Raw genomic sequence first — 15,256 nt, forward strand, 5'->3', positions numbered from 1 at the left:
TACCTTTCCCAGAAATGAACGAGGGCAGGGAGGACAGCGGAATACGCAGGTGGAGTGCGCGGGTGAATGCGCGGGTGGAATTCGGCGGGACTCGCTGGCCTTCTCGAATGTGTCAGGCCCCGGAGGGCCCTACAAGGGATGCGCGGTGGCACCAAGGTGCAGTGGCTGCAAGTGGCCAGGGGGCGCCGGCGGGCGCCGCGGGCTCAGAGCGGGAGCCCGGCGTCCTCGACGACGGAGACGACGCCATGACAGAGCCCGATGTCCCGGCCCTCCCGGGGAACCCGCAGCTCGACCCGGACCCGGCCGCCGGGTGGCGGCCGCAGGAGCAGGTGCTGCACGGCGGCGAGGACCCCGGTGCCGGCCTCGGGGGCGGAGCCGGCGGAGACGTAGAAGACCGTCCGGTAGACGTGCTCCACGTGGCATCTGGAGACCTGGGGGACCACCCGGGCAAGATCGTCGAGATCGATCCGCGCCTGCCCGAATTCACCGGGCGGGAGGTCGAGATGGATGGCGTACATGGCAGAGAGAATCCCAGCCGCATACCGGACTTCGGCACGTTCTCCGGGGCAGCTTGATGCCATGGCAGCAAAGGGCCCACCGATATCCGGTGAGCCCTTTGTAATGTCCGGACCGTATACGACGGACGTATACGGCGAGAGGGTCAGAGCCAGCCGGCCCGTTCGGCCAGCACACCGGTCTCGAACCGGCTGCGGGCGCCGAGGCGTTGGGAGATGGTGGACATCATGCGGCGGGTGGTGCGGAGCGAGAGCCCCAGCTTGCGGGCGGCGACCTCGTCGGTGTGCCCCTTCTGCAGCAGCCGGAGCAGCTCGATCTCCTGCTGGGTGGGCTCGTCGGCGGCGGGCTGCTGCTTGCCGTGCAGCGGGGCGGCGCTCTCCCAGACCATCTCGAAGAGGGCGAGGAGGGCGGTGACGACCCCGGGGGCGCGGAGGATGACCGCTCCGGCCCGGGTGTCCTCGGGGCTGACCGGGAGGAGCGCCACGGACCGGTCGGCGATCAGCATGCGCAGCGGCAGCGAGGGCGTGGTCCTGATCTCGCCGCCCAGTTCGGAGAGCCAGCGGGCGTACTCGGTGGTGGCCCGGTCGTTGCGGACGCTGTCGAGGTAGATGGTGCGCAGTTTCACGCCGGCGGCCAGGGTCTGCTCGTCGAGCGGACGGCTGGCCTCCAGCGCCTCGGGGCTCTGGGCGCCGCCGGGCATGAAGGCCAGGATCTCGGAGTCGGCGTGCCGGGCGAGTTCGGACAGCCGGGCGCGCACCTCGTTGACGCCCTCCAGCTGCTCCAGACCGGCATTGCCGTGCCGGGCGCGCTGCGAGGCGTAGATCGCGGTGAGTTCGGCGGTGGCGGCCCGTACGGCGGCCAACTCCAGCTGCTGTGAATGGATTTCGGTTTCCCGCCGGTGAATGTAGGCGGCGAGGCCCACCTCCGGACTTATCGGAGCGACGTCCGTGGCGTCCTTGGCGGGGTAGAGCATGGACAGTTCCGCGAGTTTGTCCAGACAGCCGCGGACGGTCGATTCGGCCGCCCCCAGCTCCGCGGCGATCTCGGCGATCCCCCACCGCGGTTGGGTGATCACGAGCCGGTAGACGTCGACACAGGTCTCGTCCTGCCCGATCAGCGACGCCAGCGACGAGAGCCCGGCACCTTGGCGCGTCCCTCCGCAAGGGTCGGCGAAGCCCCCCATTTTCTCACCTTCAGTCATCGGGTCGATCTTTCGAACCATTTGATCGCCCCGAATCAGTCGGCCCCGGAGTGGTCATTTCCGGCGAGAAGTTCAGGGCACCCTTTCGGGTGAGTGACATTACAGGACGAGGGCACTACTGGATACTGCGTCAAAACGAGGTTTAGAAACCGGTACCTCGGGAACCGCCCGGCGAATGATGAAAAATAAATGAACGTCAGCCGGGGTGACGGCGGGCACGGTGATCGCGGTTCGCCCCACGGTTTCGGGGCGCCACGCAAGGTCCTTCCCGGCCGGGGACCGGGAAGGACCTGACAACGGTCCGGGCAAGAACCGGACAGCGGCCGGGAAGGGACTACGCCTCCCCCCGCTCCTGCCCCAGGACGCGCCCCGCCCTCTCGGCGACGTGCGCGGGTGGCTCGATCCCGACGGGCAGTACGGGATCGGGGACGGGCGCGCCGAAGCGGGTGACGACCGGCAGGACGCCCGCCCACAGCCCCAGCTCGGCGTCGGGCGAGTCCCCGTCGTCCGGAGGGCCGTCGGCGACCTTGACGGAGGCCTCGGTGAGGTCGAGCGCGACGAGGGAGGTCGCGGCGAGCTCCTTGCGGCTGGGCTGCCGGGCGTACTCCCACTGCCCCGGCGTCGACTGCTCGGTGAGGGCGCGCAGCCCCCTCAGCTTCTCGTCGGGGTCCGTGACGACGCGCGGGACCCCGTAGATCATCGCGCAGCGGTAGTTCACCCCGTGCTCGAACACGGACCGGGCGAGCACCAGCCCGTCCACATGGGTCACGGTGACGCAGACGACCCCGTCGGGCGCCTGCACGAGACTGCGGCTCGCGACGGACCCGTGCACGTAGAACGTGTCGCCCTCGACGCCGTACACGGTCGGCACGACCATCGGCGCGCCGTCCACGACCACCCCCAGGTGGCAGAGGAACCCGGCGGCGAGCACCGCGTCCAGGTCCTCCCGCCGATGGCTCCCGTTGTGCCGCATCCGCCGCAACCGCGTCCGTTCGGTGGCCTCCACGCCGTTCCCCTCCCCCTCGCCGCCCTGTCGGGCCGGCTCCTTCGCGATCTTCCCGCGAGTGCGATCAAACCCCGCCGGGGCGAGAATGAACAGTGCGGACATCACACGTCCCGGCGGCCTCCTCTGCCGCCGACAAGGAGGACGACCATGGACTATCCCCTCCTGAACATGTTCTGGACGATCATGTGGGTCTTTCTCTGGGTCCTCTGGTTCATGTTGCTCTTCCGCATCATCGGAGACATCTTCCGCGACGACGGCATGAGCGGCTGGGGCAAGGCGGGCTGGACCGCCTTGGTCGTCCTGCTTCCGTTCCTGGGCTGCTTCGTCTACCTCATCGCCCGTGGCAAGGACATGGGCATGCGGGAGATGCAGCGCGCCCGCAGCAACGAGCAGGAGTTCCAGGAGTACATCCGCGCCGCCGCCACCGCGAACGAACAACCGCCCGGCGCCGGCCACGCCGACCAGCTGGCGAAGCTGGCCGAGCTGAAGGACCGCGGCGCCATCACGCCCGAGGAGTACGCGCGGGCGAAGGAGAAGGTCCTGTCCGGCTGAGGAGGAGGCGAGGGGGCCCATGGACGTGGGACCTGTCGAATACGTCGTCATCGCGTTCCCGGGAAACCGCTTCCGCGGCGAGATCGCCCCGGAGCTGAGGAACCTCGTGGCGAGCGGCACCGTACGGATCCTCGACCTGACCTTCATCAAGAAGGAGTCCGACGGATCGGTCTCGTACGTCGAACTCGACGCGCTGGACCCGACGGAGGCGTCGGTCTTCGACGACATCGACGGCGAGATCGGCGGCCTGTTCAGCGATCAGGACCTGGCCCTGATCGCCGAGGAACTCGCACCGGACTCGTCGGCCGCGGTCCTGCTGTGGGAGGACACCTGGGCGGCCGGCATCACCGGCGCGATCCGCAGGGCGGGCGGTGAACTCCTCGCCCACGAGCGCATCCCCGCCGAAGCGGTGGAGCGCGCCTACGAAGACGCCGCCTGACGAGAAGAGGGTGAGGACCATGCTGGGTCGCGGTCTCCGGCGCGCGGGACGCCCCGGACTGATCGGAGTGGCGGCACGATCGGCCGTCGCGGCCGGCACGGCCACCGCGGTCTCCCACCGCGTGGCCCACCGCGAGGCCGAACGAGCGGCACCCGCCCCGCCGGCGGAGCCGATGCCGGCCCCGGAACCGGAGCTGCTCACGGACGAAGCCATCAGCAGCCTGGAACGGCTGGGAAAGCTCCACGCCCAGGGCGTGCTGTCGGACGAGGAATTCGCCCTCGGAAAGGACCGGATTCTCAGGCGCTGAAGCGCCGGTCACCGAAGAAGGAGCAGGCCATGACCGAGCAAACGAGGGCGGCGAGGACGACCGCCGAGAAATGGGCGTCGGGGGGCACCCTCTTCGGAGGTGTCGTGCTGAGCGTCGTCGGCGTCCTGGACATCTTCCAGGGAATTGCGGCGATCGCGAAGGACGACGTCTACACCCGCGTCGGCGACTACGTCTTCAAATTCGACCTCACCGCCTGGGGCTGGATCCACCTGATCCTCGGCATCCTCGCCGTCCTCGTAGGCCTGGGCCTCCTGAGGGGCATGAGCTGGGCCCGCGCCGCCGGCATCTTCATCGCCGCCCTCACGATCATCACCAACTTCATGTGGCTCCCCTACACCCCCTGGTGGGCCCTGATCCTGATCGGCGTCTCCATCTTCGTCATCTGGTCCCTGTGCAAGGACTGGGGACACGAACACGGCTGACCCTGTCCCGGGAAAGGCACGGACGCCTCGGCGACACATCGCCGAGGCGTCCGCGGTCATCCCGGGAGGGCGGCTTCCCGGAGCCCGATGAAAGCCAACCGAATTCCCCTCGGAATCGGAAGGGGATCAGATCCCGCACCTCCCGGACAGCATGGGGCGGGCCCGATCCCGCTGAGCTCAGCGTACTGTTTCGGCCCCCCGGCACCTTGGACGCCAGAGCAGGGCTGCATGCTCCGGGACGTCACCCGCGATCAGCTCAGCGTCTCCTCGCGGCGTCCCATAGCGGCCGCACCGGGTACGACGAGCAGCTTGCCGGTGGTACGCCGCGCCTCCAGATCGCTGTGGGCCTGGGCGGCCTCGGACAATGCGTAGCGGCCCGTTACGGTGACCTCAAGGGCCTTGGAGCGCACCCACTCGAACACATCGGCGGCCCGTCGGAGCAGTTCGGACCGATCGGCGATGTAGTCCCCGAGGCTGGGCCGGATCAGGGTCAGCGAACCGCCGTGGGCGAGCCGGATCGGATCAAACGGCGGCACGGCACCACTCGCCGCGCCGAAGAGCACGAGATGGCCGCGGGTTCGCAGGCTGGCGAGGCTCGCATCGAAGGTGTGCGCGCCGACGCCGTCGAAGACAACCGGCAGTCCCTGACCGCCGTTGAGCCGCCTCACCTCGGCTGCGAGATCGTCGACTGCGGAGGAAAGGATCACCTCAGCGGCCCCGGCACGCTTCGCCAGCTCGGCCTTCGCCGTGGTCGACGTCGTGCCGATCACCCTGCCGCCGAGATGGGTGATGAGCTGGGTCAAAAGCAGCCCCATGCCGCCGGCAGCCGCATGCACGAGCACCGTGTCGCCCCCCTGAACCGGGTAGGCGTCCTTGACGAGATAGTGCGCGGTCATGCCTTGGAGGAGCACGGCGGCGGCTGTCTCGAAGCCGATGTCGTCGGGCAGCGGCACCAGCCGGGAGGAGTCCACGACGGCCCGCTCGGCATACGTGCCGGGAATCTCCACCCAACCGACCCGGTCCCCGACCGCGACGTCCGCGACGCCGGGTCCGACTTCGACGACCGTGCCGGCGCCCTCAGCACCCGGGGTGAAGGGCAGCGGGAGGCTGTACCGGCCTTCGCGGTGGTAGACGTCGAGGAAGTTGACCCCGGATGCGGCGACCTCCACGACCGCCTCGCCCGGGCCCGGCCGCGGCAGGTCCACCTCGGCCTCCTGCAGCACCTCGGGACCGCCCACTTCGTACACCTGAATCGCTCGCATGACCCTCCAATAACGGTTCGTCCCCGACCAACCCCGTTGATGGCGATCCGATTCCCGGCTCCTGCTACGGCTCACGCGACTGGCGCGACAGCGTGGCGGCGGCCGGGATCACCCGCGAACGAACCCGGCCCTACCGGCCCCAGACTCGGCGGAGTTGTTGCTGACGACAGCCACACGTCGCCCCGACTCGCGTGCCGCCGCCCCACCGCCGGCACGATCCCGAACGAACTCGGGGTGGACCTCGGAAGCGGCTGGACGACCGCAGTGACGATCATGGAGATCCTGCGGCACACCCAGGTGACCCGGACCCGCCGGCACGTGAAGGGCCGGTCCGAGCAGTCCCGCGACGCCATGAGGCGGAGGGGAGACGCGTTCATGCCGCAGATCCGGCCGGACGCACTGGAGGCCCCTCCGGGCCGAACTGAGACCCCAACGGAGACCACGGACACCCGGGCCGCCCGCTCCAAGCTCCGTCGTCACGTCCGCTGAAACACAAAACCCCAGGTCACGGCGAGTGAGTCCTGGGGTTTCGCTGAGCCGCCTTCGGGATTCGAACCCGAGACCTACGCATTACGAGTGCGTTGCTCTGGCCAACTGAGCTAAGGCGGCAAGCTGTGCGGTCCCATGGTGGGTGCAGCAGCGTCGCCAAGTCTACACAGTTTCCAGGGGTGCTCCGACCAGGGGCGGAGCGAGGGCGTGAGGGGGTTAGGAGCAGCGCTTTCCGGCGGTGGGGGCGGTGCCTTCCAGGAGGTACGTGTTGATCGCCGTGTCGATGCAGTCGCTGCCGCGGCCGTACGCGGTGTGGCCGTCGCCCTCGTAGGTGAGGAGGGTGCCCGAGGAGAGCTGGGCGGCCAGGGAGCGGGCCCACTTGTAGGGGGTGGCCGGGTCGCGGGTGGTGCCGACGACGACGATCGGGGGTGCGCCCTCGGCGGTGATGCGGTGGGGGCGGCCGCTGGCGGGGGTGGGCCAGTAGGTGCAGTTCAGGGCGGCCCAGGCGAGGCCGCGGCCGAAGACCGGCGAGGCCTGCTCGAAGGACGGCACCGCCTTCTCGGCGGCCTCGGGGCCCGAGAAGGCCGGCGGGAGGTCCAGGCAGTTCACGGCGGCGTTGGCGGACATCAGGTTCGCGTACGAGCCGTCCGCCTCCCGCTCGTAGTAGCTGTCGGCCAGCGCGAGCAGCGGCGCGCCGTCCCCGCCGATCGCCCGGGTCAGCGCCTCCCGCAGTTGCGGCCACGCGGCCTCGTCGTACATCGCGGCGATGACGCCGGTCGTCGCCAGCGACTCGCCGAGCGGCCGACTCTCCCCCGTCGGCACCGGCTTCGCGTCCACGTCGCGGAAGAAGCGCTGCAGTGCCGCCGTGGCCGCGGGGACGGACTCCGTGCCGAGCGGGCAGTCCCGCTGCCGGACGCAGTCCGCGGCGAAGGCCTTGAACGCGGTCTCGAAGCCGCCCGTCTGGTCGCGGTTCAGGTCCACCGCCGACAACGACGGGTCCATCGCCCCGTCGAGGACGAGCCGCCCCGCCTTGTCGGGGAACAGCTCCGCGTACGTCGCCCCCAGGAACGTGCCGTACGACGCCCCCACGTAGGTGAGCTTCCGGTCGCCGAGCACCTCCCGCACCACGTCCATGTCCCGCGCCGCCGCCACGGTGGAGACGTGCGGCAGCACCCGGCCCGAGCGCTTCTCGCAGGCCGTCGCGAACTCCTTGAACGCGGCTTCGAGCGCGCGCGTCTCCGCGGCGTCGTCGGGGGTCTGGTCCACCTGCGTGAACGCGTCCATCCGCGGGCCCGTCAGACACTCCACCGGCTCGCTGCGGGCCACGCCCCTCGGGTCGACGCCCACGATGTCGTAGCGGGCCCGGACCGGGGCCGGGTAGCCGATGCCCGCGTACCCCTGGAGGTAGCCGACCGCCGAGCCGCCCGGGCCGCCCGGGTTGACCAGCAGCGAACCGAGCCGCTTGCCGGGGCCCGTCGCCCGCACCCGGGACACCGCCAGCTTCACGTCGCCCGCCTCGGGCTTCGCGTAGTCGAGCGGGACGAGCACGGTGCCGCACTGGAAGTCCGCCACACCGCACGCGCGCCAGGACACCTTCTGCCCGTAGTACTTCTGCAGGGCCGTCGCACCCGCCGCACCCGACCCCGTCCCGCCGGACGAGGCCGGCGCGGCGGCGTCGCTGCCGCCCGTGCAGCCGGAGAGGATCAGACCGGCGGCCGCGAGGGCCGTGGCGGAGATGCGGAACAGGCGCCTGGAATCCATTCCCGGAGCGTATCGGGACGGGTACGCACCGTGTCCAATCCCCGGGGGCGCCGAGGTCACCGGGGCGCCGGACCGGGACTCAGTCCCGCAGCTCCATCGTCATCGCCTCCACCGCCAGCAGCGGCGCCACGTTCCGGTCGAGGGCCGCACGGCACGCCAGCACCGCCTCGATCCGGCGCAGCGTCCGCTCCGGTGTCGTGTCGCGGGCGATCGTCTCCAGCGCGTCGCGCACGTCCTCGTTGGCGAGCGGGCTCGCCGCGCGCAGCTGCACCGCCAGCACGTCGCGGTAGAAGCCGGTCAGGTCGGTGAGCGCGAGGTCCAGGCTGTCGCGCTGCGTCCTCGTCCGCCGCCGCTTCTGCCGGTCCTCCAGCTCCTTCATCGCCCCGGCCGTGCCCCGCGGCATCCGGCCGCCCTGCACCGCGCCGAGCGCCGCCTTCAGCTCCTCGGTCTCCTTGACGTCGACCTCCTCCGCGACCTGCTTCGCGTCCTCGGCCGCCGCGTCGACCAGCTCCTGCGCCGCGCGCAGACCGCCGCCCACGTCGCCCACCCTCATCGGCAGCTTCAGCACCACCGCGCGGCGGGCGCGCGCCCGCTCGTCGGTGGCGAGGCGCCGGGCCCGGTCGATGTGCCCCTGCGTGGCCCGCGCCGCCGCCTGCGCCACCTCCGGCTCGATGCCGTCCCGGCGGATCAGCAGGTCGGCGACCGCCTGCACCGACGGGGTGCTCAGCGTCAGGTGCCGGCAGCGGGACCGGATCGTGGGCAGCACGTCCTCCAGCGAGGGCGCGCACAGCAGCCAGACCGTCCGCGGCGCGGGCTCCTCCACCGCCTTCAGCAGCACGTTGGCCGCGCCCTCGGTCAGCCGGTCGGCGTCCTCCAGGACGATGACCTGCCAGCGGCGGCCGGCCGGCGACAGCTGGGCGCGCCGGACCAGGTCGCGGGTCTCCTTCACACCGATCGAGAGCAGATCCGTGCGGACCACCTCGACGTCGGCGTGGGTGCCGATCAGGGCCGTGTGACACCCGTCGCAGAAGCCGCAGCCCGGCGCCCCGCCCAGCGCCCGGTCCGGGCTCACGCACTGCAGGGCAGCCGCGAACGCCCGCGCCGCGGTGTCCCGGCCGGACCCCGGAGGGCCCGTGAACAGCCAGGCGTGCGTCATCTTCGAGGCCTCGGGAGCGGGCTCGCCGGCGGCCTGGGCGGTCACGAGCACGTCGGCGTCCCGCGCGGCTGCCGCGAGCTGCTCCTCCACGCGCGCCTGTCCCACCAGGTCGTCCCATACGGCCATGTCTGCAGCCCCTCCTCGTCCCCCCTCACGTACGTCTCCCATTGTGGGGCACGGCACCGACAGCCCGACCTGACCCGGCCTGACCTGACCCGACCCGACCTGACCTGACACGACCAGACCGGAGCGAGCCCGGCCGACCGGTCAGGCCCGCTCCTCCGCCCGGGACCGGGTCAGCCACAGGCCCACGCCCGCGCCGAGGGCGACCGTGCCCGTACCGACGCTCGCGGCGATCTCGGTGGCTCCGGTGTAGCCGGAGAAGCTGGTGACGAAGACGTTGGCGACGACACCGACGGCGAGCAGGAGCCAGAGCAGGGGCCTCATGAGGAACCTCCAGGAGGAAGGGGATCGGGGTGGAGGGGCGGGAAGGAGCGGGTCGCTCCCCTGCCTCTCCGGTACGTCTTCGATACTCCCCGTCCCGGCCCGCCCGCACAGCCGTGCCCGCCCCCGGACCGGTGGTGTAGCCCGCTCCACCGTCCCACCCCCGCGCGTCGCCTAGCCTGAACCCATGCGCGAGTCGATCAAGGATGCGGCGAAGGCGACGCTCCACCTCCTCCTCGGAGCGGCCGTCGCCCTCCTCTGCTACCTGATGATCGGCGTCGTCCTCTTCACCGGATTCCTCACGCTTACCGTCATCGGCGCCGGCGTGCTGCCGGAGAGCGTCCTGCTGCTGCGCCGCCTCGCGGGCTGGGAGCGCCGCCGTACGGCCGCGCGTTCCGGGGCGCCGGTCCCGGAGGCGTACCTGCCGCTCGAAGGCCCCCTCCCCGAGCGGGTGCGCACGGCCGTCGCCGACCCGTCCACCGTCGGGGACCTGCGGTGGATGGTGGCGCAGCTCCTGTACGGCATGGTCCTCCTGTACGGGGCGATGGTGCTGTGGGCCCCGGCCCTGCTCGTCGACGGCGTCTGGACCGGTCTCGCGGGCCGCCGCCCGGTGCTGCTGCCGCTGATCGGCCGGCTCGCCGACCGGGAGGCCGGCTGGTCGCGGACCCTGCTCACCCCCGGCCCCTCGACCGCTCGCGACGCCGCGCTGGCCGCCCGCATCGAGCAGCTGACCGCGACCCGGGCGGGCGCGGTCGCCGCGCACGGCGCGGAACTGCGGCGCATCGAACGCGACCTGCACGACGGAGCCCAGGCCCGGCTCGTGGCGCTCTCCATGCGCATCGGGCTCGCCCGCCGGGCGTACGACTCCGACCCGGCGGCCGCCCGCAGGCTGCTCGACGACGCCCAGGACCAGGCCGAGGAGGCGCTGGCCGAACTCCGGCACGTGGTGCGGGGCATCCACCCGCCGATCCTGACCGACCGCGGCCTGACCGGCGCCGTCCGGGCCCTCGCGGCGAGCAGCGGCCTGGAGGTGACGGTGTCGGTGACCCCCGACGCCGACACCCCGGCCGCCTCCCCGGCCACGCACCCGACCGAGCACCCGACCGAGCACCCGGCCGGCAGCCCGAGCGGCCCGGCCGGGGCCGGCACAGCGCCCGACACCCCCCGCGCCCCCGCCGCCGTCGAGGCCGCCGCCTACTTCGCCGTCGCCGAGGCCCTCACCAACGCCGCCAAGCACAGCGGCGCCACGCACGCCTCCGTCCTGCTCGCCCGCACCCCCACGGGTCTGCGCGCCGCCGTGCGGGACGAGGGCCGCGGCGGTGCCGAGGGACGCGAGGGTGCGGGGTCCGGGCTGCTCGGGCTGCGGCGCCGGGTCGCCGCGCTCGACGGGACCGTACGTCTGACCAGCCCCGTCGGGGGCCCGACCGTGATCGAAGTGGAGCTTCCGTGCGTGTGGTGATCGCCGAGGACAACGCCCTCCTCCGGGAGGGGCTCGTCCTCCTGCTGACCTCTGCGGGACACGAGGTGGCGGGGGTGGCGGCGACCGGCCCCGAGATCCTTCCGCTGCTCCTGGGGCAGCGGCCCGACGTGGCCGTCCTCGACGTCCGGCTGCCGCCCGGATTCCGCGACGAGGGCCTGCGCGCGGCGCTCGCCGCCCGCGCCGAACTCCCGGACCTGCCGGTCCTCGTGCTGTCGCAGTACGTGGAGGAGACCTACGCCGCCGAGCTGCTCGGCGGCGGCGCGCGGGGCGTCGGCTACCTGCTGAAGGACCGGGTGGGCCGGGTCGACGAGTTCCTGGACGCCCTGGACCGGGTCGCCGCGGGCGGCACGGCGCTCGACCCCGAGGTCGTCACCGAACTGATGGCCCGGCGCCGCGACGACCCGCTGGACTCGCTGACCCCGCGCGAACGCGAGTGCCTCGAGCTGATGGCGCAGGGCCACGACAACACGACGATCGCCCGCTCGATGGTGGTGACCGAGCGGGCCGTGCACAAGCACGTCGGCAACGTCTTCGCGAAGCTGGCCCTGCCCCCGAGCGACAGCGGCCACCGCCGGGTGCTCGCCGTCCTCGCGTACCTCAACGCCTAGAGACCGGCCCCGCTTGGAGCCCGGCCACGCCTGGAGACTGCCAGGCCTGGAGCCCGGCCCCGCCTCGGCACAGCCAGGCTCAGCCGCCCGACCACCCGACCACCCGACCGCCCGCCTCAGCGGCGCCCGACGGGGCTCAGGAACACCGTCCCCGCGTACGTCGTGAGGATCACCGTCCCCGCGATCAGCGCGGCCTGGAGCGGCGGCAGGTACGGCGGTCCGCCGGTCAGCGCCCAGCTGAGCGCGGCCAGCGGGAGCGCCGCGACGACGCCGCCGATCACGAGTCCGGTCCCGGCCAGGAACGCCGCCTCCAGGCGCAGCATGCGGCGCAGTTGGCGGCGGGAGGCGCCGACCTGGTGGAGCAGGCCGAGTTCGCCCCGGCGGCCGGCGGCGGCGAGGGCGAGGGTGCTCAGGACGGAGAGCACCGTGAGCGCGCCGATCGCGGCGACGACGCCCGCCGACACCAGACCGCTCGCCTCGGCCTCGTCCGGGACCACCTGTTCGGGCTCGGGAGCGGGCCGGGCCCCGGCGACGGCGGCCCCTCCCGGGCCCGCCACGAGGACGCGCACGGGGCGCGGATCCGTCATGTGCGCGGCGAGTTCGGCGCGCGGCAGCAGGAACTCGCCCAGTGCGAGGGACCGTTCGTAGACGGCGACCACCGCGAGCCGCCGCAGCGCCCCGTCGCCGAAGCGCAGCTCGACCGTCGCACCGGGCCGCACGTCGAGGGAGTCGGCCCGGTCCGCGCCGACGGCGACCGTACCGGGGCGGGCGAGCCCCGCGAGGTCCCCGGCGACGACACCCGGATCGAGCGTCCCTGCCAGCCCCTCGGCGTCCACGCCCAGCACGGGCAGCCGGTCGAGCCGGGGCGAACCCGCCTCGGTGCGGGCCAGGACGACCGTGGACCGCACCAGGCCGGTCGCGGCCGTGACACCGGGCACCCGGCGCACGTCGGCCACGCTGACACCGACGGCACCGCGGCCATCGCGGGCATCGCGGTCATCGCGGGCACCGGCGGCGCCGCTCACCCCCGCACCGTCCCCCTCGACCGCGTAGTCCGCCACCATCGCCTCCCGCGCCTGCGCCGCACCGGCCCGCTCCATCGTGGCGCCCGCCGCGAGCTGCACGGTCGCGAAGGCGCTGACCAGGACGACCGGGACCAGCGCGGCCCCGAGCCGGCGCGAGTGCGCGACCGCGCCGGCCGCCACCAGCCGCCCCGGCGCGCCGCCGCAGCGGCGCAGCACCGGCCCCAGCACCCGCATGGCCGCAGCCGCGAGCCACGGGCCGAGCAGTGCGCACCCGGCCACGAGCGTCACGGTCGCCGCTCCGGCCGCCGCACCCGCGGCCTGCCCCGCCTGGAGCGTGGCGGTCCCGGCGGCCCCCGCCCCGGCGACGAGCAGGGCGACGCCGAACCCCTGCCGTACGCCACCGGGCCGGCGGGCGGGCGCCCGGTCCCGGCGCGCGGCCGCGAACACGACCACGCACCGCGCGAGGCCCACCGTCAGCCCGGCGGTCACGAGCACCCCCGCGAACAGCCAGGTCGGGGAGGGCAGTTCGAGGGTGGCGGGCAGCAGGCCGCGGCCGCGCAGCTCGGCCCGGAGAGCGAGGAACACCGGTACGGCCCCGAGGGCGCCCAGGACGGCCGCCGCGCCCGCCACCCGGTTCACCTCGCGTCCGACGGCGGCCCGCACCTGCCGGGGCGAGGCGCCGACGGCGTACAGCAACTCGCGTTCCTCGGCGCGCTGTTGGAGCGCCTGGGCGACGAGCGAGGCCAGGACGAGGACGGTGACCAGGATGACGGTCGCGGCCACGGCCGCGAGGAGCAGGAGCAGGCCGTCCCGCGCGGGCAGGGCCCGCAGGTCCTCGACGCCTCCCCTGCCGTTCCCGGTGAAGGCCCGCAACTCCGCCGCCCCGGAAGCGTCGAGGGCCTGCCGCACCCGCGCGTGGAGGGTGGCGACGGGGACACCGGGCGCGCCGAGCACGCCGATCGCGTCGTGCCGCCCGGGGTGCCCCGCGAGCCGCCGCGCCTCGGCCGCGCCGAAGTAGAGCGCGTCGGGCCCGTCCGCGAGACCGACGACGCGGTAGCCGGCGACGTCCTGCCCGATCCGAGGGCCGGTCCTCAAGCCGGTCCGCGAGCCGGTCTCTGCACCAGGCCCTGCGCCAGGACCCACGCCGAGCCCCGCCCCGACCACCACCTCCCCCGCCGCCCCGGGTGCCCGCCCGGCGGTGAGCCGGTACCCGCCGAGCCGCGCCGTCTCCCACGAGCGCCCGCGGTACTCCTGTTCCCGTGAGGAATCCCGTACCTGTGAGGAGTCCCGTACCTGTGAGGAGTCCCGTACGCGTGAGGAGTCCCGTACGCGTGAGGAGTCCCGTACGCGTGAGGGGTCCCGTACGACGAACCCGTCGTCCGGCACCACCGCCCGCACCCCCTCCACGCCTCGCAGCACCTCCGCCACCGAGGCCCGCACCCCGATCCGTTCGGTCAGCGGGGCCGTGACGGTCATCGGCTCGCCGCCCCAGGGCTTGGCGGTCCAGCGGACCTCCTGGTCGGCGGCGACGACCACGTCGGCCGCCGCGTACCGCTCCACGCGCGCGTGCGCCAGCCCCAGTGAACCGGCGGTCAGCGCGAGGGAGCCGAGCAGCAGCGAGACGAGGGCGGCGGCCGCGAACACCGCCGCCCAGGCCCTGCGGTGCGTGCGCAGCGAGCGGGCCGCCAGCAGCCGGACGGCGGTGCGGGACCCACGGAGCCCGCTCATCGGGCCCTCACCCCCGCCATGGCCGTCGCGGTCGCCGCAAGCGTCGCCGTCGCCGTCGCCGTCGCCGTCGGACCGAACATCCTCCGGACCCGTTCCGCGTCCGGCCGGTCGAGGCGGGCCGTGATGCGGCCGCGGGTGAGGAAGACCGCCTCGTCCGCCCAGGCCGCCGCGGCCGGGTCGTGGGTGACGAGGACGACCGTGCGGCCGTGCTCGTCGACGGCCCGGCGCAGCAGGGTGAGGACCTCCGTCGCGGTGACCGGGTCCAGGGCGGCGGTCGGCTCGTCGGCGAAGATCACCTCCGGTTCGGTGACCAGCGCCCGCGCGACGGCCACGCGCTGCCGCTGGCCGCCGGAGAGGGTGTCGGGCGCGTCGCCCGCCCGGTCGGCGAGCCCCACGGCGGCGAGACCGGCGAGGGCGCGGCCCCCGTCGTCGCGGGCGCCGGCGAGGAGCAGCGGCAGGGCGACGTTCTCGCGCACGTCGAGGGCGGAGACGAGGTTCAGCGACTGGAACACGAACCCGATCCGGTCCCGCCGCAGCCGGGTCAGCGCGGCGGGCTTCAGCCGGCCGAGCTCCGTGTCCCCGATGCGTACCGTGCCGGAGGTCGGCCGTTCGAGCCCGGCGGCGCAGCGCAGCAGCGTGGACTTGCCGGAGCCGGAGCCGCCCATGACCGCGAGGAGGCGGCCGCGCGGCACGGTGAGGCTGACCGAGTCGAGCGCGGTGAGCCCGCCGTAGACCCGGCTGACCGCGTCGAGGGAAAGTGCTGTCGTCATACCGACAACGCTAGAAAAGAGCAGGTCAGGCCGGTATGGAGCAGGCTGCCCGGTCAGGGGTGGAGCAGG

Annotated in this window: 15 protein-coding genes, 1 tRNA gene and 1 pseudogene; 7 read left to right on the forward strand and 10 right to left on the reverse strand. The window is 73.4% G+C overall.

Features of this window, described 5'->3' with window-relative positions; all coding sequences use genetic code 11:
• Positions 1-203: 203 nt before the first annotated feature.
• The 3 genes from OG309_RS16630 to OG309_RS16640 all read right to left on the reverse strand — a co-directional run bounded on the left by OG309_RS16630 (position 204) and on the right by OG309_RS16640 (position 2,690).
• Entirely contained in the window at positions 204-518 is a 315-nt protein-coding gene (locus OG309_RS16630; protein WP_329421700.1) for a hypothetical protein, read from the reverse strand.
• 143 nt (positions 519-661) lie between these two features.
• On the reverse strand, positions 662-1,717 hold the full coding sequence (locus OG309_RS16635) for a helix-turn-helix transcriptional regulator (protein WP_329421702.1): 1,056 nt from the start codon (positions 1,715-1,717) through the stop codon (positions 662-664).
• A gap of 334 nt (positions 1,718-2,051) precedes the next feature.
• Positions 2,052-2,690, reverse strand: coding sequence for a pyridoxamine 5'-phosphate oxidase family protein (locus tag OG309_RS16640; RefSeq protein WP_329428370.1), 639 nt, complete (start codon positions 2,688-2,690; stop codon positions 2,052-2,054).
• Positions 2,691-2,870: 180 nt separating this feature from the next.
• Between OG309_RS16640 and OG309_RS16645 the strand changes: the two genes are divergently transcribed.
• From OG309_RS16645 to OG309_RS16660, 4 genes are read left to right on the forward strand one after another with little or no spacing between them, the layout of a single operon-like run.
• Positions 2,871-3,275 carry an SHOCT domain-containing protein gene (locus OG309_RS16645; protein ID WP_329421704.1) on the forward strand — a complete coding sequence of 135 codons (405 nt, stop codon included), beginning with the start codon at positions 2,871-2,873 and terminating at the stop codon, positions 3,273-3,275.
• A gap of 19 nt (positions 3,276-3,294) precedes the next feature.
• Positions 3,295-3,714 carry a DUF6325 family protein gene (locus OG309_RS16650; RefSeq protein ID WP_329421706.1) on the forward strand — a complete coding sequence of 140 codons (420 nt, stop codon included), beginning with the start codon at positions 3,295-3,297 and terminating at the stop codon, positions 3,712-3,714.
• A 19-nt stretch (positions 3,715-3,733) separates the two neighbouring features.
• On the forward strand, positions 3,734-4,021 hold the full coding sequence (locus tag OG309_RS16655) for an SHOCT domain-containing protein (protein ID WP_329421707.1): 288 nt from the start codon (positions 3,734-3,736) through the stop codon (positions 4,019-4,021).
• A 29-nt stretch (positions 4,022-4,050) separates the two neighbouring features.
• Positions 4,051-4,464 (forward strand): DUF7144 family membrane protein, encoded by a 414-nt coding sequence (locus OG309_RS16660; RefSeq protein WP_329421709.1) that lies wholly within the window; start codon positions 4,051-4,053, stop codon positions 4,462-4,464.
• A 251-nt stretch (positions 4,465-4,715) separates the two neighbouring features.
• Here the strand turns inward: OG309_RS16660 and OG309_RS16665 are convergent, their stop codons facing one another.
• Positions 4,716-5,726: a quinone oxidoreductase family protein gene (locus OG309_RS16665; protein WP_329421710.1), complete on the reverse strand. Its 1,011-nt coding sequence runs from the start codon at positions 5,724-5,726 to the stop codon at positions 4,716-4,718.
• Between the two features lie 198 nt (positions 5,727-5,924).
• On the opposite strand from OG309_RS16665, the pseudogene OG309_RS16670 reads away from it, so the two are divergent.
• Positions 5,925-6,215: pseudogene (locus OG309_RS16670) on the forward strand (tyrosine-type recombinase/integrase); the annotation flags it as partial.
• Between the two features lie 46 nt (positions 6,216-6,261).
• Here OG309_RS16670 and OG309_RS16675 read toward each other — a convergent pair.
• From OG309_RS16675 to OG309_RS16690, 4 genes are all read right to left on the reverse strand, one after another.
• Positions 6,262-6,335 (reverse strand) — tRNA-Thr (locus OG309_RS16675).
• A 96-nt stretch (positions 6,336-6,431) separates the two neighbouring features.
• Positions 6,432-7,976 carry an alpha/beta hydrolase gene (locus OG309_RS16680; RefSeq protein WP_329421711.1) on the reverse strand — a complete coding sequence of 515 codons (1,545 nt, stop codon included), beginning with the start codon at positions 7,974-7,976 and terminating at the stop codon, positions 6,432-6,434.
• A gap of 79 nt (positions 7,977-8,055) precedes the next feature.
• A complete protein-coding gene (locus OG309_RS16685; RefSeq protein ID WP_329421712.1) occupies positions 8,056-9,258 on the reverse strand; it encodes a DNA polymerase III subunit delta' in 1,203 nt (400 codons plus the stop codon).
• Positions 9,259-9,399: 141 nt separating this feature from the next.
• Complete coding sequence (locus OG309_RS16690; RefSeq protein ID WP_329421714.1) at positions 9,400-9,579, reverse strand: hypothetical protein; 180 nt, start codon at positions 9,577-9,579, stop codon at positions 9,400-9,402.
• 184 nt (positions 9,580-9,763) lie between these two features.
• Here OG309_RS16690 and OG309_RS16695 point away from each other — a divergent pair, with 184 nt between their 5' ends.
• Both OG309_RS16695 and OG309_RS16700 read left to right on the forward strand, forming a co-directional pair.
• Positions 9,764-11,035: a sensor histidine kinase gene (locus OG309_RS16695; RefSeq protein WP_329421716.1), complete on the forward strand. Its 1,272-nt coding sequence runs from the start codon at positions 9,764-9,766 to the stop codon at positions 11,033-11,035.
• Positions 11,023-11,664 (forward strand): response regulator transcription factor, encoded by a 642-nt coding sequence (locus OG309_RS16700; RefSeq protein WP_329421717.1) that lies wholly within the window; start codon positions 11,023-11,025, stop codon positions 11,662-11,664. Before OG309_RS16695 ends, OG309_RS16700 begins: the two co-directional genes overlap by 13 nt.
• Positions 11,665-11,780: 116 nt before the next feature.
• Here OG309_RS16700 and OG309_RS16705 read toward each other — a convergent pair whose 3' ends face one another.
• Positions 11,781-14,417 (reverse strand): FtsX-like permease family protein, encoded by a 2,637-nt coding sequence (locus OG309_RS16705; protein ID WP_329421719.1) that lies wholly within the window; start codon positions 14,415-14,417, stop codon positions 11,781-11,783.
• A complete protein-coding gene (locus OG309_RS16710) occupies positions 14,414-15,187 on the reverse strand; it encodes an ABC transporter ATP-binding protein (RefSeq protein ID WP_329421720.1) in 774 nt (257 codons plus the stop codon). Before OG309_RS16710 ends, OG309_RS16705 begins: the two co-directional genes overlap by 4 nt.
• Between the last annotated feature and the right edge of the window lie 69 nt (positions 15,188-15,256).

Origin of the sequence: Streptomyces sp. NBC_01268, from assembly GCF_036240795.1 — a bacterium.
In the GTDB taxonomy this organism is placed as follows: Bacteria; Actinomycetota; Actinomycetes; order Streptomycetales; family Streptomycetaceae; genus Streptomyces.